Genomic DNA, 18,247 nt, shown 5'->3' with positions numbered 1-18,247 from the left:
GTCACCGTTGCTGGCGTGCCGCCTCCTTCGCGGCGGCACCCGTTTCGGGGCGTGCCGCCTCCGTCGCGGCGGCGCGCAGGAAGTCGAGCGAGCGGGCCGCGACGGCGGGGGCGGCGTGCGAGTGCCGGGGCAGCTCCACGGCGACCAGGCCCCGGTAGCCGGCGTCGCCCAGGGCCCGCAGCACGGGCGGGAAGTCGATCTCCCCCGCGCCGAACTCCAGGTGCTCGTGCACGCCCCGGCGCATGTCGTCGATCTGCACGTTGACCAGGTACGCGCCGACCTCGCGTACGCACTCGGGGACACCTCGCGGCTCCAGGCAGCGGCAGTGCCCGATGTCGAGGGTGATGCCGAAGCGGGGCGGATCGCCGAGCGCACCGCGCAGCCGGCGCCAGCCGGCGATGTCCTCGACCAGCATGCCCGGCTCCGGCTCGAAGCCGAGCGTCGCGCCGGCCGCCTCGGCGGCGTCGACCACCGTCGCGCAGCCGGCGACCAGCCGGTCCCAGGCGGTCTCCGGTGCGACGGCGTCGGGGCGTACGCCGGACCAGAGGGAGACGGCCTCCGCGCCCAGGTCGGCGCCGATGCGCACGGCCCGGCGCAGGAACTCGACGCGCCGCGCCGGGTCGTCGTGCAGCAGCGTCGGGGCGTGCTTGTGCCACGGGTCGAGCAGGTAGCGGGCGCCGGTCTCGACGACCACGGCCAGGTCGAGCGCCGCGAGCCGGCGGGCGACGGCGGCCACCCGGCGGGCCAGCGCGGGCGCGAACGGGTCGAGGTGGTCGTGGTCCAGGGTGAGCGCGACGCCCTGGTAGCCCAGGTCGGCGACGACGGCGAGCGCGTCGGTCAGCCGGTGGTTGGCGAACCCGTTGGTGCCGTAGCCGAACCGGAGCCCGCCGTCGCCGTCGGCCGGGCCGGCCACCGCCGTGGCCCGGGGGCCCGGCGCGGGACGGGTCGGGGCGGTCATGTCGGGGAGATCCTTCGGGCGAGCCGGCGGCCGAGCGGCGCGGCCGCCGCCACCGCCAGCCCCAGCAGCCCGGCCCCGGCGCGTGCGGTGAGGGCGCCCTGCAACGCGGGCAGCCCGGTGATCCCGGCTCCCACCGCCGCCCGCACCCGGCCGGCGCGGGGGTCGGCCGCCGCCCGGGCCTGGGCCGCGCCGTAGCGGGCCGCGTACCAGCCGGCCAGCAGCGCCGGCAGCGCGCCGGGCGCGCCTCGCCGGGGGGCGCGGCCGGACGGGTCGGCGGGTGCCGCGCCGGTGCCGGCCCGGTGACGACGGCCCGGCCGGGCGAAGGGCGGCGCGGCGGCGCCCGCGGCGACCAGGGCGGTGCCGGCGAGGGTACGCAGCGGCAGCGCGGCGTCGGCGCCGGTGACCTCGCGGCGGGAGAGCGCGGTGACCGTCCACGTGTGCGCGGCCACGGTGACCGCCGCCGGCACCGCCCGCAGCGCCCGTCCACCCGTCGCGCCGAGCAGCACGTCCAGCCCCCGGCAGGCGGCCATCACGGCTGGGCCGGCGGCCGTCGACTTCGCCGCCAGGTCGTACCCCCAGACGGCGGCGGCGAGCGGGACCGCGACCGTCGCGGCGCGCCGGCCCCCGGCGGCGGTGGCCAGCGCGACCCCGGCGGCGGTGAGGCCGGCGGCGAGGCCGAGCGCGGCCCCGGGGGCCACCCGGCCGCTGGGGATGGGCCGCTCGGGGCGTTCGACGGCGTCCAGCCGGCGGTCGGCCCAGTCGTTGGCGGCCATGCCCGCCCAGTAGAGCAGGACGGACGCGGCGGCCAGCGCGGGCGTACGCCGCCCGAGCGTGCCGGCGGCCGCCGCCCCGGCGACGACGTCCCCGGGCACCGAGAGCGCGGCCGGCGCCCGGACCAGTTCGGCTAGGTCAGCGAGGCGCGGCATCGGTGCCTCCCACGTGCAGCCGGTGGGCGAAGCCGCACAGCCGGGTCCACTGGTCGGCCAGCGAGTGGGTGGGCGCGCCGAGCGGGTCCTTGAAGAAGAAGGCGAGGTCGGTCAGGGGACCGGCGTGGCCGGCGGCGTGCGCGGCGGCGGCGAGTCGGGCCAGGTCGAGCACGAGGGGCGCGGCCAGGGCGGAGTCGCAGCCGTGCCAGGTGAACTCCATCCGCATCCCGGTGCCGAGGAACCCGGCGAACGTGATCAGGTCCCAGGCGGTCTTGAAGTCGCCCAGCGCCTCGACGTACTCGATCCGGGTGCCGCCCTGCGGCAGGTGGCCGAGGGTCTCGCCGAGCACCCGCTGCTTGCTCTCCACCTTGGCCGCGTTGGCCGCCGGGTCGGCGAGGGTGGCGCCGTCGCCGCCGCCCAGCAGGTTGACCCCCGACCAGGAGCGCACCGCCAGGTGCCGCATCGCGAACATCGGCGCGAGCACCGACTTGACCAGGGTCTCCCCCGTCTTGCCGTCGTGCCCGGCGTACGGGATCCCGCGCTCGGCGGCCAGCGCCACCAGGGCCGGCAGCCGCAGCCCGGTGGACGGGGTGAAGTCGACGTACGGGCAGCCCGCCCGCACCGCCGCGTACGCGTAGAGGGAGCTGGGTGGCAGCACCTCGTCGGGGCCGGCGAGCGCGGCGGTCAGCGCGCCCGGGTCGGCGTGGCCCGGGTGCGGGCGGGCGGCGGGTTCGGTGGCCGAGACGTTGACCACCACCACCCGGTCCAGCCCGTGCCGGCGGCGGAACCCGGTGAGGTCGCGTACGGTCGCGGCGGCCCGGTCCGCCTGGGTGCCGCCGGCGGGGGCGGGACGCAGCTCGCGTTCGACGGCGGCCAGCTCGTCGGGCAGGGCGGCGACCAGCCGGCCGGGCAGCACGCCGGCGGCGGCCAGGGTCTCGGCCCGCTTCGCCAGCGGGGTGGTGACGACGTCGTGCCCGCCGAGGACCAGGTCGGTGAAGGCCGGCAGGGCGGGCCCGCGCAGGTCGGGCAGCTCGGTGACGCAGCCGGTCGGGCCGGTGAGCCCGGACCGCAGGGCGAGCGCCCCCACGATGCTGGTGGTCGCGACCGAACCGCGTGCTCCCACCAGCCAGACACCCGTACGCATGGTGCTCCTTCCCGATCAGGAGGAACCAGCCGTGCATTGAGTTATATAGATATCAGAAGTTTGTTCAGAAAGATACGCATCTATGCGGATGGGCCCCGTCCGCCGGCCGCCCCGGGAGGAGCCCACCGGTCCGGTGTCGACGTCGGCGGCGACGACCCCGGCCCGGATCCCGGCGCGGACACGGACGGACGGGGCTGGCAGGCAGGGCCGGTCGGCGTCCCGTCCCTGCCTCCCCCGCATCCGCCGGTCGGGACGACGGCGCGCGCCGACCGGACGTCGTGGGGTGACACGGCCCGGCAACGGTCGCCGGGTGGTGACGGTCCTCCGGTGCGACCGGGGAATCCCGGTCCGGCCGCACCGGACGACCGTTCTGCTCGTGCGTCACCGGGCCACGCCGGCCCGGCCGCACGTCCTCCGGCTCCGACCTCGTCCCGGCCGCGGGGCGCAACCGCGGCCGGTCCCTCGCCGGTCGGCGCCGGAGTCGGCTCAGGCGGCGACCGTGGCCAGGGCCGGCTCCACCTCGGTCCACGAGGAGCCGAGCTCCGCCGACCGGGTCACCGCGTCCAGCACCAGCTGGACCTGCAACCCGTCGACGAAGGAGGGCGCCGGGTCGACGCCCGTGGCGACCGCCTCGACGAAGTCCCGCATCTGGTGGGTGAAGGAGTGCTCGTAGCCGATGAGGTGGCCGGGCGGCCACCACGCCGACATGTACGGGTGCTCCCCCTCGGTCACCAGGATGCGGCTGAAACCCTGCTCGGCGGCGGGTCGCGTCGCGTCGTAGAACTCCAGCTCGTTGAGGCGCTCCAGGTCGAAGGCCACCGTGCCCAGCGAGCCGTTGATCTCCACCCGGAGGGCGTTCTTGCGTCCCGTGGCGAAGCGGCTCGCCTCGTACGTCGCCAGCACGCCGCCGTCGAGGCGGGCCACGAAGACCGCCGCGTCGTCGACGGTGACCGCCCCGGTGGCCGGGCGGTGGCCGTCGGCACCGTTGCCGTCGACCGTCGCCCCGTCCACCGTCGCCGCCAGCCCGCTCGACCCGGCCGGCAGCGGCCGTTCCTTGACGAACGTCTCGGTGACCGCGCTGACCCCGGTGATCCGCCGGCCGGTGACGTACTGGGTCAGGTCGATGATGTGCGCGCCGATGTCGCCGAGCGCGCCGGAGCCGGCCTTGTCCCGCTGCAACCGCCACACCAGGGGGAACTGCGGGTCCACGATCCAGTCCTGCAGGTACGTCGCCCGGACGTGCCGGATCACCCCGAGTCGCCCGTCGGCGACGAGCTGGCGCATCATCGCGACCGCCGGCACCCGCCGGTAGTTGAACCCGCACATCGACCGCACCCCGGCGGCCTGCGCGGTGACCGCCGCGGCGGCCATCGCCCGGGCCTCGGAGACCGTGTTGGCCAACGGCTTCTCGCACAGCACGTGCTTGCCGGCGGCCAGCGCGGCGAGGGCGATCTCGGCGTGGCTGTCCCCGGGCGTGCAGACGTCGACCACGTCGATGTCGTCCCGGGCGATCAGGTCACGCCAGTCGGTCGTGTACGCGTCCCAGCCGAGCCGGTCGGCGGCGTCGGCCACCTTCCCGGCGTCCCGGCCGCAGATCAGCGACATCCGGGCCCGCGCCGGCAGGTCGAACACCCGGTTCACGGTGCGCCACGCCTGCGAGTGCGCGGCGCCCATGAACGCGTAGCCGACCATGCCGACCCGCAGTTCTCTGTCTGTCGTGGACAAGGTGGGTCTCCCCCCGTGTATCAGAACCCGAGCTTGAGGTAGCTGCCCGCGTTCTCCTTGGTGATCGTCTCGGAGGCGAGGATGATCTCCTTGGGCACCTGGAGTTCCACCAGGTCGGACATGCCCCTGCCCTGGCCGATCAGCCGGGCCAGGGAGATGGCCGAGGAGGCCATCGAGGGGCTGTAGGTCACCGTCGCCTTCAGCACCGTGTTGTCCGCCTGGATGTCCTCCATCGCCTTCTTCGAGCCGGCGCCGCCGACCATGAAGAACTCCTTGCGGCCGCTCTGGTTGACCGCGGCCAGCACGCCGATGCCCTGGTCGTCGTCGTGGTTCCAGAGCGCGTCGATCTTCGGCAGGGCCTGGAGCAGCTGCGCCGCCTCCTGCTGCCCCGAGTCGGCCGTGAACCGGGCCGCCCGGCGGTTGGCGACCTTGAAGCCGCTCGCCGTCAGGGTGTCGACGAAGCCCTTCGACCGCTCCTGGGTCAGCTCCAGCTCGTCCATGCCCGCGATCTCGCCGATCACCGGGTTGCTGACGCCCTTGGCCTTGAACTGCTCGATCATGTAGGTGGCGGCGGCCACGCCCATGCCGTAGTTGTCGCCCTTGATCTGGAGCCGGTAGGCCCGCGCGTCGGGGAACGCCCGGTCCAGGTTGACCACCGGGACGCCGGCCTTCATCGCCTCCAGCCCGAACGCGTTGAGCTCCTTGCCGTCGTGCGGCAGCAGCACGATCACGTCCGGCTTCTGCGAGATCAGCGTGGACAGCGCCGCCCGCTGGGCCGCCGCGTCCGCGCCGGCCTCGACCGACTTGAACTCCACGTCGGAGTACGCCCCGGCCTGCGCCTTGGCGTTGTTGGTGATGGCGGCGATCCAGCCGTGGTCGGCGGCCGGCGCGGAGAAGCCGATGACGACCCGCTTGCCGGGCTCGTTGTTGCCGCCCGGCGCGGCCGCCGCCTTGGTCTGCGCCTCGGTCGGCTTGGTCTCGTTGCTGGTGCAGCCGGCGAGCAGCACGCCGGCGCCGACGGCGGCCCCGCCGAAGAGCAGCCGGCGACGCGACATGTCGCGACTGTGCTGGGTCATGACGACCTCCTGGGTTGACGGTGGTGGAGGAAATCTCGCGGTGCGGGACGGAAGAGCGCGTGCGGTGCCCGGCCACCGTCGCTCAGGTGGCCCGGATGCCGCGCGGTCGGTGCGGTGCGGGTCAGGTGGTGGTGAGCCGGTTGCGGCCCAGGAACTGGGTGAGGCTGCGGAACTGGACCTGCTGGACCAGGACGGCGGCGACGATGATGCCGCCCTTGACCATGTTCTGGGCCTCCGTGGAGAGACCGTTGATGGCGAAGAGGTTGGTGATGGTGGCGAAGATGACCACCCCGAGCAGGGAACCGATGATGGTGCCCCGCCCGCCGCTGAGCAGCGTGCCGCCGATGATCGCGGCGGCGATCGCGTCCAGCTCGTAGAGGTTCGCCATCGCCGCCTGCGCCGAGTTGGCCTGGGCGGTGAGCATGATGGCGGCGATCCCGCAGCAGAGCCCGGAGAGCGCGTAGAGCAGCACGGTGTGCCGCCGGACGTTGATGCCGGCGAGCCGGGCGGCCTCCGGGTTGCCGCCGACGGCGACCGTACGCCGGCCGAAGGTGGTGCGGTTGAGCAGCACCCAGCCGGCGGCCACCACGGCGGCGAGGATGTAGACCAGCAGCGGGATGCCCAGCAGGCTGTTGCTGGCGAGGCCGTTGATGAAGCCGTTGTCCGACACCTGGGTCTGCTTGTCGGAGATCTCGGCGGCCAGGCCCCGCGCCGCCACCAGCATGGCGAGGGTCGCGATGAACGGCACCAGCCGGCCGTACGAGATGAGCAGCCCGTTGACCAGGCCGACCGCCAGCCCGACGGTGAGCGCGCTGAAGATCATGCCGCCGGCGCCGTAGCTCTGGGTGGCCACCGTGGTGCACCAGACGCCCGCCAGCGCGACGATCGCGCCGACGGAGAGGTCGATGCCGCCGCCGATGATCACGAAGGTCATGCCGACGGTGACCACGCCGACCACGGCCGCCAGCTTGAGGATGCTCAGGACGTTGTCCCACACCCAGTCGGGATCGGAGTACAGGTCGGAGCGGGTGAGGGCGCCGATCACGACGAGCACGGCCAGCACCCCGATCAGGCCGAGGTTGCGGCGGGCGCCCTCCCCGCCGTCCCCCCGCCACCAGGAGACCCGGCCCGGTGCCGCCACCTTGTGCGCGGCTGCCGAGGTCTCCGCCGGAGCCACCGGCGGCGACTGTGCCGGCAGGTGCGCCACCTGCTCCGGCGCGGCCGTGGGAGTGGGACCGTCGGTCATGCGGGTGCGCCTTCCATCAGGGACCCCGCCATGACGAGGTCGAGCACGGTGTTCTCGTCGAGTTCGCGGGCCGGGGCCTCGCGGACGACCCGCCCCTCCCGCATCACCAGCACCCGGTCGGCCAGGCCGAGCACCTCGGGCACCTCGCTGGAGACCAGCAGCACCCCGACGCCGCGCGCGGCCAGCCCCCGGATCACCTGGTAGAGCTCCGCCCGGGCGCCGACGTCGACGCCCCGGGTCGGCTCGTCGAGCAGCAGCAGCCGGGTGTCGCCGAGCAGCCAGCGGCCGACCACCACCTTCTGCTGGTTGCCGCCGGAGAGGGTGCGCACCGGCCGGCGTACGTCGCGGGGGCGCAGCTCCAGGCTCTCGGCGATCCGGTCCGCCTCGTCCCGTTCCCGCCCGGCGTCGGTGAACCCGGCGCGGGCGTAGCGGGCGAAGGTCGCCAGGGTCACGTTGCGGTAGATCGGCTCGCCCAGCAGCAGCGCCTGGCTCTTGCGCTCCTCGGGGGCCATCCCCATCCCGGCCCGTACCGCCGCGCCGACGCTGCCGGGGCGCAGCGCCCGGCCGGCCATCCGCACCGAGCCGGCGTCGGCACGGCGCGCGCCGTAGATGGTCTCCAGCAGCTCGGAGCGGCCCGAGCCGACCAGACCGGCGACGCCGACGATCTCGCCGGCCCGCACGCCGAGCGAGACGTCGGCGAACTCGCCGGCCCGGGTCAGCCCCTCGACCGTGAGCAGCTCCGCGCCGCCCGCCGCGCCGGCCGGGCGGTCCGGGAAGACGTACTCGATGGTGCGGCCGGTCATCCGGCTGACCAGGTCGCGGGTCGGGGTGTCGCGGGCCGACAGGTTCGCGGCGGTGGTCCGGCCGTCCTTGAGTACGGTGACCCGGTCGCCGATCTCGCGGATCTCCTCCAGCCGGTGCGAGATGTAGATGACGGCGATGCCCTGCGCGGTCAGCTCCCGGATGATCCGGAACAGGTTGCCCACCTCGTCGTGGGCCAGCACGGCGCTCGGCTCGTCCATGATGATCAGCCGTGCCTCGTGGGAGAGCGCGCGGGCCATGCTGACGATCTGCTTGCCGGCGGCGGGCAGCGCGCGCACCATCCGCCCGGGCGGGATCTCGGCGTGGCCGAGCCGGCCGAGGATCTGCCGGGTGTGCCCGGCCATGGCGCCCCGCCGGACGAAGCCGAGCCGGCGCGGCTCGTGGCCGAGGAAGGCGTTCTCCGCGACCGAGAGGTCCTCGACCAGGTCGAGTTCCTGGTAGATGGTGGCGATGCCGGCGCGCATGGCGGCCTGCGGGTTGGCGAAGGTGGTCGGCTCGCCCCGCCACTCGACGAGCCCCGAGTCGGGCCGGTGCACCCCGGCCAGCACCTTGATCAGGGTGGACTTGCCGGCACCGTTCTGCCCGAGCAGGCAGTGCACCTCGCCGGCACGCACCTCCAGCTGCACGCCGTCCAGGGCCCGTACGCCCGGGAAGGTCTTGACCACGTCGGTGAGGCGCAGCACCACCTCGCCCGCGACGGCGTCGGCGGGCGCCTCGACCAGTTGCTCACTCATGATGCCTCCGCGAAGGCCACGTCGCTGGCCAGCACGGCGGCACCGGCGACGCCAGCGCGCGGGCCCAGCTCGGACAGGACGACGGGCAGGTTGCCGGTGGCCAGCGGCAGCGACCGGCGGTAGACGACGCTGCGGATCTCGGCGAGGAGGATGTGCCCGAGCTGGGCGAGCCCGCCGCCGATCACGATCATCGACGGATTGGTGAAGCTGACCAGCCCGGCCAGGACCCCACCCACCCGCCGACCCCCGTCGCGGATCAGCTGGATGCACGTCACGTCCCCCTCGACGGCACCCCCGGCGACGTCGAGCGCGGTCACCGCGCCGTGTGCGGCGAGGCGTTCGGCCAGCGCCGGCGACACCCCGCTGCGCGCGGCGGCGGTCGCGTCCTTGGCCAGCGCGGCCCCGCTGAACAGCGCCTCCAGGCAGCCGACGTTGCCGCAGGAGCACATGGGGCCCTGCGCGTCGACCTGGATGTGGCCGATGTCCCCGGCGCAGCCGTCGGTGCCCCGGTAGACCTCGCCGCTGAGGTAGATCCCGCACCCTATTCCGGTGCCGATCTTCACGAAGAGGAAGTCGTCCACGGAGTGGGCGACCCCACCGTGCCGCTCCCCGATGGCCATGATGTTGACGTCGTTGTCGACCACCGCCGGGCAGCCGTGCTCGCGGGTGAGCAGCTCGCGCACCGGGAACCGGTCCCACCCGGGCATGATCGGCGGGGAGACCGGCACGCCGTCGCGGAAGCTGACCGGGCCGGGCACCCCGATGCCGACGGCGTCGAGCCGCTCGTAGGCGCCGTCCACCCGGGCCTTGTGCAGCAGCTCGTTGACCCGCTGGAGGATCACCTTCGGGCCGGTGCGGATGTCGGCCGCCTCGGCGTACGCGGCGACCGGCTCCAGCCGGCCGTTGACCACCTCCACGTCGATGGAGCTGGCGCCGAGGTCGACGGCGGCGAAGCGCAGGCGCGGGCTCAGCTCGACCAGGGTGGAACGGCGACCGCCCCGGGAGGCGGCCAGCCCCGCCTCGGCGACGTAGCCGAGGGCGACGAGGCGCTCCAGCTCCGCCAGCAGCCGGGGACGGGGCATCTGCAACCGGTCGCCCAGCTCGGCCCGGGAGACCGCGCCCTCGTCACGGAGCAGCCGCAGCAGCCGTACGTGCAGGGGGTCGACCGTCCGCACCGGACTCACCTCTTCGCGGGCTCGTTCACATCGACGTGATGCCGAGGTGTCGTGCCGACACAGTAGGAGTGTTCCGTGTCACGTGTCCAGAGCTTCGGCCGATTTGACGCGAACTTTTGTCCGATCGAGCAAAAGCATCGGGAGGATCAGGAAAAGAGCGAGGCCGTGGCGGGCGGAAGCGCGCCGACGCCCCGCCACCGGTGACGGGTGGCGGGGCGTCGGCGGGTGCGGACGGGCGACGCGGTCAGCTGCGGTTGGCGGCGTTGCGCTTCTTCTTGAGCTTGCGGTCGTCGCGCAGCTCGACGTACGGCTCCTCGTCCGGGGAGTGGCCCGCCTCGATGGCGCGGCTGCGCTCCAGCTCGGCGTCGAACTCCGCGCCGAGGAGGATCGCGATGTTGCTCAGCCACAGCCAGATCAGGAAGACGATCACACCGGCGAGCGCCCCGTACGTCTTGTTGTACGAGCCGAAGTTGCTGACGTAGAGCGCGAACAGGCCCGAGATCACCAACCAGATGACCACCGCCAGCACGCCTCCGGGGCTGACCCAGCGGAAGCCGCCGTGCCGCGCGTTCGGCGACGCCCAGTAGAGGATCGCGAACATCAGGCTCACCAGGAGCAGCAGCACCGGCCACTTGGCGATGTTCCACACGGTCACCGCCGTGGAGCCCAGCCCGATCGCCTCCCCGACCTGCTCGGCGAGGCCGCCGGTGAAGACCACGATCACCGCGCTGGCCAGCAGCATCACGCCGATCACCGCGGTCACCCCGACGCGGATCGGCAGCGTCTTCCAGATCGGTCGCCCCTCCGGCACGTCGTAGATGGTGTTGGAGGCCCGCATGAACGCGGCGACGTAACCCGACGCCGACCAGAACGCGGCGAGCAGACCGAGGATCGCGGCGAAGCCGGCAAAGCCGCCGCTCTGCTGCGCCTGGTCGATCGCCCCCTCGACGATCTGCCGGATGCTGTCCTGCGGGACGACGTCGTTGACCGTGTCCTTGACGCCCTCCGTGGCCCGCGGGCCGAGCAGACCGAGGATCGAGACCAGCACCAGCAGGCCGGGGAAGATCGAGAGCACCCCGTAGTACGTCAGCGCCGCCGCCCAGTCGGTCAGGCTGTCGTCCTGGAACTCCCGCACCGTGCGGCGCAGTGCGGCCTTCCAACCGGCGCCCGGCAGCTCGGTCGGGCTGTCGGGACCCTCGTCGGGCCCGACCGGGCCGCGACCCGGACGGTGCCGCTCGGCACGAACGGGGTCGGATCCCCGGTCCGCGCGGCCCGTCCGGCGGTCGCCCACCCGGCCGGCCGCCCCGGAATCGTCGCGGTCGCGTCCGCTGCGGGTGGAGGACTCGTCGGAGGCCATCGCCCCTCCTCGTGGTCGGTGTCAGTCCCCCTCGACATGCCCAGGCAACGGCCACCGTTAACCACTAGCCGTAGAGCAACCTGCCCATCCGGCGCGAGGCGACCAGCAGCCCCAGGAGCATCGCCGCGAGCAGGTAGAGCACGTCGAGCACCCACTCCCAGCCGGCCGCGCCCACCGAGACGCCGCGGATGAGGTGCACCGCGCGGTAGAGCGGCGTCACCTCCACCGCCCAGCGCAGCGCGGCCGGGTAGGCCTCGGCGGGCACGAACGTGCCGGAGAAGAGGAAGAGGGTGAACTGGGCCGCCGACATCAGGTCGAAGTCGTGCCAGCTGCGCATGAAGGTGGTGATCGCCATGCCCAGCGCGCCGAAGGCGAAGCCGACCAGCACGGCCGCCGGGAAGGCGACCAGCGCCCGCGCCGCGGTGGTCAGCTCCATCGCCACCATCACCACCAGGAAGGCGGCCGAGTACGCACTACCGCGCAGCATCGCCCAGAGCAGCTCCCCCAGCGCGATCTCGAACGGCTGCACCGGGGTGGCGATCACCCCGTCGTACAGCTTCATCTGCTTCATCTTGCCGAAGAAGTTGAAGGTCGTCTCCGACAGCGCGCCGGACATGGCCGACGACGCGAGCATGGCCGGCGCGACGAACGCCGCGTAGGCGACGACCTCGCCGCCGGGCAGCGTGAGGTCGCCGACCAGCGTGCCGACCCCGACACCGATGGAGAGCAGGTAGAGCAGCGGCTCCACGAACCCGGAGACGAGCAGCAGCCAGTAGACGGCCTTCAGGGCCGCGACGTTGCGCTCGGCCACGGAGACCGACCGGCGGGACGCGGCGGCCAGCCGGGGCAGGACGAGAGCGACCACTGCGACTCCTCCTAGACGACCAGCCTGCGACGGAACGCGCGCCGGGCCAGCAGCCAGCCGCCGACCGCCCAGGCCGCGAGGTAGAGCAGGTGGCCGGCGACCGACCACTGCGGAGCGACGCCGAGCGCCGCCGCCCGGCACAGGTCGACGCCGTGCCAGAGCGGGGTCGCGTACGCCAGCCAGCGCAGCGCCAGGGGCAGCGACTCGACGGGGAAGAACACGCCGGCGAAGAGCGTCATCGGGATCACCGCGAAGCGGAGCAGCATCGCGAGCCAACTGTCGACGGAGACCACCGACGCGTACGCGAAGGTCGGCGCGGCGACCGCCAGCCCGAGCAGCGCCGTCACCGGCAGCGCGGCGAGCGCCCACGGGGAGCGCAGCGCCCCGAACAGGGCCGTCACCAGCAGGAAGGCCGCGACGGTGGTGACCACCCGGAACACCACGAAGGCCAGGTGGCCGCCGAGGATGTCGCCCACCCGCAGCGGCGCCGCGCTCTGCGCGACGTAGGTCCTGACCCACTGGAAGTTGCCGAAGACGGGCCACGTCGACTCGCTGACGGCCGTCTGCAACGCGGTCGACGCGATCAGGCCGGGCACGATCCAGTCGAGGTAGCTCACCCCGTCGACGCCCTGGTCGATGTAGGAGCCGACGCCGACGCCGACGCCGAGGACGGTCAGCACCGGCAGCAGGAACGACGAGAAGAGCCCCGCCCGCCAGGTGCGCCGGTAGCCGACGAGATGGTGCGCCAGCACCGCGAGCGCCGGCACCCGCGGCAACCTCGGGCGCGCGCGTTCCCGCGCCGACTGCGCCACGCTCACGCGACCACCCCCGTCTCGATCCGCGTCCACCACGGCCTTCCTACCTCGCGGGTACGACAGGTCGGCGACTCCGTCGCCCCGTCAGCGCTTACGGGCCACGCGCAGCAGCGCCTGCACCGCGTAGGCGAGCAGCAGCAGCCCGGTGCCGGTGCCGACGACGAGCCCCGCCGGCACCGCCGAGACGAGCGCGGTGACCAGCCCGGCCACGGCGACGGCGCACACCGCCACCCCGAGCGGCCACAGCAGCGGATCGCGCAGCACCGGGACGAGGGGGAAGAAGTGCAGCCCCACGACGGCACCGACCAGCACCGGGATGAACTCCGACCAGCCGACGAGGGCGAGCACGACGGCGCCGAGCCCGGCGGCGGCGAACTCGGCCAGGACGATCAGGAGGTAGCGGCGGTCGGCGGCACGGTCGTGGGCGACGCCCCCGGCGCCCCGGCTACGCGCCACGACGACGGCGCCGATCACCGCCGTGACCAGGGCCGCGCCGCTCGCGACCACCAGCAGGGCGCGCAGCGGCTGCTCGGCGGCCGGCACGCTGAACCAGATCGTCGCGAAGACGCCCAGATAGAGCGCGGCCAGCCCGGCCTGGCGGCGGGACTGGAACTCCAACTCCGACATGACACCCCCGTGTGCGTCGCCGGGCGGTCGACGTGCCGCCGGCCCGCCGATGCTACGTAACGGCCGGCCCGCCGCACCCACCCGGTCGCGCCGGACGACCGACACCAGGATCGCGAACCACCGACGACCGGGCGCCCTGTCAGTCGACCAGGGTGCGGCCGGTGAGGTGGAGGAAGACGTCCTCCAGGCTGCTGCGCCGGACCAGCACGTTGGCCGGGTGCAGCCCCCGCTCGCCGACCTCGGCGACGGCCGCGTCGCCGTCGGGCACGTAGAGCAGGATCCGGTCGGGCAGCACCTCGACCCGCTCCCCCAGCCCGTCGAGCTTGCCGGCGAACGCCTCCTGGGACTCGGCGGCGAACCGCAGCTCGACGACCTCCCGGGTGGAGTGCCGGTCGATCAGCGCCCGGGGCGAGCCCTCGGCGACGATCCGCCCGCCGTCCATCACGACCAGGCGGTCGCAGAGCTGCTCCGCCTCGTCCATGTAGTGCGTGGTGAGGACCAACGTGACGCCCTGCTGCTTGAGCCGGAACAGCCGCTCCCACACCAGGTGCCGGGCCTGCGGGTCGAGGCCGGTCGTCGGCTCGTCGAGCAGGACGATCTCGGGCTCGTTGACCAGCGCGCGGGCGATGGTCAGCCGCCGCTTCATGCCGCCGGAGAGCGGCTCCACCCTGCTGTCGGCCCGCTCGGTGAGCTGGACGAAGTCGAGCAGCTCGGCGGCCCGCGCCCGGGCCACCCGGCGGGAGATGCCGAAGTAGCGCGCGTAGGTGGTCAGGTTCTCCTGGACGGTCAGCTCGGGATCCAGGTTGTCGAGCTGCGGGCAGACGCCGAGGCGGGCCCGGATCGCCGGCCCGTCGCGCACCGGATCCATGCCGAGGATGCGCAGCTCGCCGCCGCTGGGCGGGGAGGTGCAGCCGATCATCCGCATGGTGGAGGACTTGCCGGCGCCGTTGGGCCCGAGGAAGCCGAACGCCTCGCCGGCCCGCACCTCGACGTCGATGCCGTCGACGGCGGTGAAGTCGCCGAACCGCTTCACCAGCGCCCGCGCCTGGATGAGTGGTGGAGCCGTGGTCATCGCCCGACCCTAACCTCCGGATCCGACACCCCCACCGGACGGTTCCGGCACCCCCACCGGATCCGGGCCGGTCCGTCGCCGGGTTGATAGGGGCCGGGCGGTAGGGGTACAGGCGCCCAGGTCAGGGCCCATCCGGCGACGGAGAGCGACGAAAACTACCCAGCGTCATGACCTGGTGCGGTGCCGACGGCGCAGCGACGGCGCGCGAGGGTGGGCCGGAAACGCGCTGCTACCGGACCAGAGTGGACGCATCGGATGCGGCCCGCTCCCGGCTTGCCGCATTCTTACCAATCAGGGCGCGCATCCTGCCGCATATCCGGATCCCTTTACAGTCTCTCTGCGTAATCACAAGTCCCAATTAATTACTGGCTGCAATCATGATCAGCAATGTTCCGCCCGGTATCTAATTCGCGTATCGTGCCCCCTCGTGCCACCAGTGCGTTCCTCCGGCGAACCCGCCCCGCAGCCGTCCACCGTGGGCCCCGAGTCCACCCCGGATGGCGGTCCGGTTCCGTTGCCGCCCGAGACGGACAATAGGTCCGATCCAGACGGTGCCGCGCCCGATCCACGGGAACTCGCCGCGCAGTTCGAGGACGAAAAGCCCGGGCGGGAACTCTCCGGGCCGATCGGCGTGCTGGTCACCGGAACGACGTTGGCGATCGCGCTGCTCGCCCTCTGGCAGGTGTTCTACCCGCTGCCGCAGGGGAGCAAGTTCTACCTGGTCATCTTCCTGGCCGGCATCCTGCCGATGGTCTTCCTGGCGTACCCGGCGGATCTGCGCCTGCCCCGGCGGCTGCGCCGCACCGGCGCGACCGGGCCGGACGACGCGGTCCCGGCGGAGCGCCCCAGGCGCCGGGGCCCCACCGTGGCGGACTGGATCCTGGCCGGCGCGGCGCTGGTCAGCTGCCTCTACCCGGTGCTGCCCGTCGACCTGGGCGACGGCGGCGGCGGGTACGACGCCTTCCTCGACCGGCAGGGCCTGCTCGTCGGCATGGACGTGGCGATGGGCACCGTCCTGTTGCTCCTGCTGCTGGAGGCGTGCCGGCGCACCACCGGCTGGATCCTGCCGGCCGTCTGCGTGGTCTTCCTCGGCTACGGCTACTACGGCGGGCTGCTGCCCCAGTCCTGGCCGGTGGCCCACGCCGGCCTCGACTTCGGGCAGATCGTCGACGGCCTCTACAACTCCGACAGCGGCTTCTACGGCACGCCGCTCGACGTCGCGGCGACGTACATCGTGCTGTTCACCATCTACGGCGCGGTGCTGGACCTCTCCGGAGCCGGCCGGTTCTTCGTGGAGCTCTCCGCCGCCGCCTTCCGGCGCTCGCGCACGGCCGCCGGGCGCACCGCCGTCGCCTCCGGGTTCCTGCTCGGCACCGTCTCCGGCTCCGGCGCGGCGACGACCGTCAGCATCGGCGCGGTCACCTGGCCCGTGCTGCGCCGCGCCGGCTACCCGCCGGAGCGGGCGGGCGGCATGCTCGCCGCGGCCGGCGTCGGGGCGATCCTCTCCCCGCCCACCCTCGGCGCGGCGGCCTTCATCATCGCCGAGTACCTCGGCGTGTCGTACCTCCAGGTGCTCGGCTGGGCGACCGTCCCGACGGTGCTCTACTACCTCGGCATCCTCCTCGCGGTCGAGATCGACGCCCGGCGCTCGGGCGTGCGGCCGGTGGTGATCGACACGACCTCCGCCGGCCGGCTGCTGGCCCGGTTCGGCTACCACTTCCTCTCGCTCTTCGCGATCGTCGGGCTGCTGGCCGTCGGCTTCTCCGCGACGAAGGCCGTGGTGCTGGCCACCATCCTGGCCGCCGTGCTGTCCTTCCTCGACCGTCGGCACCGGCTCACCCCGCCCCGCCTGCTCGCCGCGCTCAGCGCCGGGGTGCGCGGGGTGCTCGCGGTGAGCGCGGTCTGCGCCGCGGCGGGCATCATCACGGCCACCACCACCAAGACCGGCCTCGGCCCGCAGGCGGCGGCGCTGCTGGTCAGCGGCGCCCAGGCCGTCAGCTCCGAGCCGGCCGTGGTGCTGGCGCTCACCGCGCTGCTCGCCGCCGTCGCCCTCACCCTGCTCGGGCTGGCCGTGCCGGTCACCGCGTCGTTCGTGATCGGCTGGGTGATCATCGGCCCGGCCCTGCTGGACCTGGGCGTCACCGCGCCTGCCGCGGCGATGTTCGTCTTCTACTTCGCGGTGCTGTCCGAGGCGTCCCCGCCGACCGCGCTCGCCGCGGTCGCCGCCGCCGCGGTGACCGGCGGCCGGCTGGTGCCGACCATGTGGCAGACCCTGCGGTACGCCCTGCCGGCCTACCTCATCCCGCTCGCCTTCGTGGTCACCCCGACCGGCCTCGGGCTGCTCGGCATCGGGGGCCCGCAGCGGATAGCCGTCGCCGCGACGGTCGCCGCCCTCAGCGTCGCCGTGCTCGCGGTCGCGGCGGGCGGCTGGCTGCCCGGCGTCGGCCCGGCCGGCACGCCGGAGCGGATCGTCGGCGCGCTCGCCGGGCTCACGCTGCTCTGGCTCGAACCCGTGCCCGTCGCGATCGGCGCCGCCCTGGCTGCCGTCATGGTGGCGGGCGTGCTCGTCAGACGCGGATCCGCCGGCCGGAACGGCGGGCCGTCAGCAGTACCAACGGTGAACCATGGGGAGGAAAAACAGTGAGACGGATCAACATGCGGCTCGCCGCGGGGGTTGGCGCGCTGGCCCTCGTCGCCGCGGGCACCGCCGGCTGCGGAGGCCGTCAGGACGGCGCGACCAAGGACGACGCCGCCAGTGAGATCACCTGCAAGGTCACCGACAGCACCCGCGTCGGCATCGCCACCGGCAACGCCACCGGGGTCTACTACGTGGTCGGCAACGCCCTGGCCGGTCAGCTCTCCGGGGCGACCGAGGGCAAGCTGACCGGCACCGCCGCCGAGACCGGCGCCTCGGTGCAGAACATCGAACAGCTCGTCGGCGGGCAGTACGACGTCGCCTTCTCGCTGTTCGACACGGCGGTCAACGCGGTGCAGGGCAAGGGCAGCTTCACCGCCCCGCAGCCCGTCGAGGCGCTCGCCCGGATCTACGACAACTACACGCAGGTCGTCGTCCGGGCCGACTCGGGGATCAACTCGGTCGCCGACATGAAGGGCAAGAAGATCTCCACCGGCTCCCCGAAGTCCGGCACCGAGGTCATCGCCAACCGGCTGCTGGAGGCCGCCGGCCTCGACCCGGCCAAGGACGTCCAGGCGCAGCGACTCGACCTGACCAAGAGCGTCGAGGGCGTCAAGGACGGCAGCGTCGACGGGCTGTTCTGGTCGGGCGGGGTGCCCACGGGCGGGCTGACCGACCTGTTCACCACCGCCGGGGACAAGGTGAAGTTCATCGACATCACCCCGCTGCTGCCCAAGATGACCGAGCTCAACCCGGCGTACCAGGCCGGGACCATCGGCGCGGACGTCTACAAGACCGCCGCGGACACCCCGACCATCGTGGTGCCGAACGTGCTGCTGGTCCGCAAGGACCTCAACGCGAACGTGGCCTGCGCGATCACCCGGACGGTGTTCGACAAGAAGGACGCCCTGGCCCAGGCCAACCCGGCCGCCAAGGGCATCAGCCTGGACAACGCCCGCAAGACCGACCCCGTACCGCTGCACCGCGGCGCGGACAAGGCGTTGCAGGACCTCGGCGCACGCTGATCCCCGGCGCCGGGTCCGGGCCTCGCGCCCGGGCCCGGCGCCCCC

The 18,247-nt window shown here is 73.7% G+C and carries 15 protein-coding genes; 2 read left to right on the top strand and 13 right to left on the bottom strand.

Features of this window, described 5'->3' with window-relative positions:
• Window position 1 precedes the first annotated feature (1 nt).
• From EV374_RS18345 to EV374_RS18285, 13 genes are all read right to left on the bottom strand, one after another.
• A complete protein-coding gene (locus EV374_RS18345) occupies window positions 2-958 on the bottom strand; it encodes a sugar phosphate isomerase/epimerase family protein (RefSeq protein ID WP_132236974.1) in 957 nt (318 codons plus the stop codon).
• A complete protein-coding gene (locus EV374_RS18340; protein WP_132236972.1) occupies window positions 955-1,884 on the bottom strand; it encodes an SCO3242 family prenyltransferase in 930 nt (309 codons plus the stop codon). The genes EV374_RS18345 and EV374_RS18340 overlap by 4 nt, the downstream gene beginning before the upstream one ends.
• On the bottom strand, window positions 1,868-3,028 hold the full coding sequence (locus tag EV374_RS18335) for an inositol-3-phosphate synthase (RefSeq protein ID WP_132236970.1): 1,161 nt from the start codon (window positions 3,026-3,028) through the stop codon (window positions 1,868-1,870). Before EV374_RS18335 ends, EV374_RS18340 begins: the two co-directional genes overlap by 17 nt.
• Window positions 3,029-3,514: 486 nt before the next feature.
• The gene (locus EV374_RS18330) at window positions 3,515-4,720 is read right to left on the bottom strand and encodes a Gfo/Idh/MocA family protein (protein ID WP_486485847.1); all 1,206 of its coding nucleotides are present in this window, start codon (window positions 4,718-4,720) and stop codon (window positions 3,515-3,517) included.
• 53 nt (window positions 4,721-4,773) lie between these two features.
• Window positions 4,774-5,829 carry a substrate-binding domain-containing protein gene (locus EV374_RS18325; RefSeq protein WP_132236966.1) on the bottom strand — a complete coding sequence of 352 codons (1,056 nt, stop codon included), beginning with the start codon at window positions 5,827-5,829 and terminating at the stop codon, window positions 4,774-4,776.
• Window positions 5,830-5,950: 121 nt separating this feature from the next.
• Entirely contained in the window at window positions 5,951-7,075 is a 1,125-nt protein-coding gene (locus tag EV374_RS18320) for an ABC transporter permease (RefSeq protein WP_132236964.1), read from the bottom strand.
• Window positions 7,072-8,631: a sugar ABC transporter ATP-binding protein gene (locus EV374_RS18315; RefSeq protein WP_132236962.1), complete on the bottom strand. Its 1,560-nt coding sequence runs from the start codon at window positions 8,629-8,631 to the stop codon at window positions 7,072-7,074. The genes EV374_RS18320 and EV374_RS18315 overlap by 4 nt, the downstream gene beginning before the upstream one ends.
• Window positions 8,628-9,806: an ROK family protein gene (locus EV374_RS18310; protein WP_132236960.1), complete on the bottom strand. Its 1,179-nt coding sequence runs from the start codon at window positions 9,804-9,806 to the stop codon at window positions 8,628-8,630. Before EV374_RS18310 ends, EV374_RS18315 begins: the two co-directional genes overlap by 4 nt.
• Window positions 9,807-10,050: 244 nt before the next feature.
• Window positions 10,051-11,163 carry a YihY/virulence factor BrkB family protein gene (locus EV374_RS18305; RefSeq protein ID WP_132236958.1) on the bottom strand — a complete coding sequence of 371 codons (1,113 nt, stop codon included), beginning with the start codon at window positions 11,161-11,163 and terminating at the stop codon, window positions 10,051-10,053.
• 64 nt (window positions 11,164-11,227) lie between these two features.
• Window positions 11,228-12,028 (bottom strand): ABC transporter permease, encoded by an 801-nt coding sequence (locus EV374_RS18300; RefSeq protein ID WP_132236956.1) that lies wholly within the window; start codon window positions 12,026-12,028, stop codon window positions 11,228-11,230.
• A gap of 11 nt (window positions 12,029-12,039) precedes the next feature.
• Window positions 12,040-12,840 carry an ABC transporter permease gene (locus EV374_RS18295; protein WP_132237354.1) on the bottom strand — a complete coding sequence of 267 codons (801 nt, stop codon included), beginning with the start codon at window positions 12,838-12,840 and terminating at the stop codon, window positions 12,040-12,042.
• Window positions 12,841-12,927: 87 nt separating this feature from the next.
• Window positions 12,928-13,470, bottom strand: coding sequence for a hypothetical protein (locus tag EV374_RS18290; RefSeq protein ID WP_132236954.1), 543 nt, complete (start codon window positions 13,468-13,470; stop codon window positions 12,928-12,930).
• A 139-nt stretch (window positions 13,471-13,609) separates the two neighbouring features.
• Window positions 13,610-14,542 carry an ABC transporter ATP-binding protein gene (locus tag EV374_RS18285; RefSeq protein ID WP_132236952.1) on the bottom strand — a complete coding sequence of 311 codons (933 nt, stop codon included), beginning with the start codon at window positions 14,540-14,542 and terminating at the stop codon, window positions 13,610-13,612.
• 427 nt (window positions 14,543-14,969) lie between these two features.
• Between EV374_RS18285 and EV374_RS18280 the strand changes: the two genes are divergently transcribed.
• Together EV374_RS18280 and EV374_RS18275 are read left to right on the top strand one after the other, a co-directional pair.
• Window positions 14,970-17,186, top strand: a complete 2,217-nt coding sequence (locus EV374_RS18280) for a TRAP transporter permease (protein ID WP_486485831.1) — start codon at window positions 14,970-14,972, stop codon at window positions 17,184-17,186.
• Complete coding sequence (locus EV374_RS18275; RefSeq protein WP_132236950.1) at window positions 17,183-18,202, top strand: TAXI family TRAP transporter solute-binding subunit; 1,020 nt, start codon at window positions 17,183-17,185, stop codon at window positions 18,200-18,202. Before EV374_RS18280 ends, EV374_RS18275 begins: the two co-directional genes overlap by 4 nt.
• The last annotated feature ends 45 nt before the right edge of the window (window positions 18,203-18,247 follow it).

The sequence above is a fragment of the Micromonospora sp. CNZ303 genome (assembly GCF_004345505.1).
This window is presented reverse-complemented; position numbering and strand designations above follow the sequence as displayed.

Bases quoted from the DNA above. Each gene is read 5' to 3' on its own strand.
- EV374_RS18305 (WP_132236958.1), bottom strand. From the start codon at position 11,163: ATGGCCTCCGACGAGTCCTCCACCCGCAGCGGACGCGACCGCGACGAT.
- EV374_RS18340 (WP_132236972.1), bottom strand. From the start codon at position 1,884: ATGCCGCGCCTCGCTGACCTAGCCGAACTGGTCCGGGCGCCGGCCGCG.
- EV374_RS18345 (WP_132236974.1), bottom strand. From the start codon at position 958: ATGACCGCCCCGACCCGTCCCGCGCCGGGCCCCCGGGCCACGGCGGTG.
- EV374_RS18335 (WP_132236970.1), bottom strand. From the start codon at position 3,028: ATGCGTACGGGTGTCTGGCTGGTGGGAGCACGCGGTTCGGTCGCGACC.
- EV374_RS18315 (WP_132236962.1), bottom strand. From the start codon at position 8,631: ATGAGTGAGCAACTGGTCGAGGCGCCCGCCGACGCCGTCGCGGGCGAG.
- EV374_RS18330 (WP_486485847.1), bottom strand. From the start codon at position 4,720: ATGGTCGGCTACGCGTTCATGGGCGCCGCGCACTCGCAGGCGTGGCGC.
- EV374_RS18325 (WP_132236966.1), bottom strand. From the start codon at position 5,829: ATGACCCAGCACAGTCGCGACATGTCGCGTCGCCGGCTGCTCTTCGGC.
- EV374_RS18290 (WP_132236954.1), bottom strand. From the start codon at position 13,470: ATGTCGGAGTTGGAGTTCCAGTCCCGCCGCCAGGCCGGGCTGGCCGCG.
- EV374_RS18320 (WP_132236964.1), bottom strand. From the start codon at position 7,075: ATGACCGACGGTCCCACTCCCACGGCCGCGCCGGAGCAGGTGGCGCAC.
- EV374_RS18285 (WP_132236952.1), bottom strand. From the start codon at position 14,542: ATGACCACGGCTCCACCACTCATCCAGGCGCGGGCGCTGGTGAAGCGG.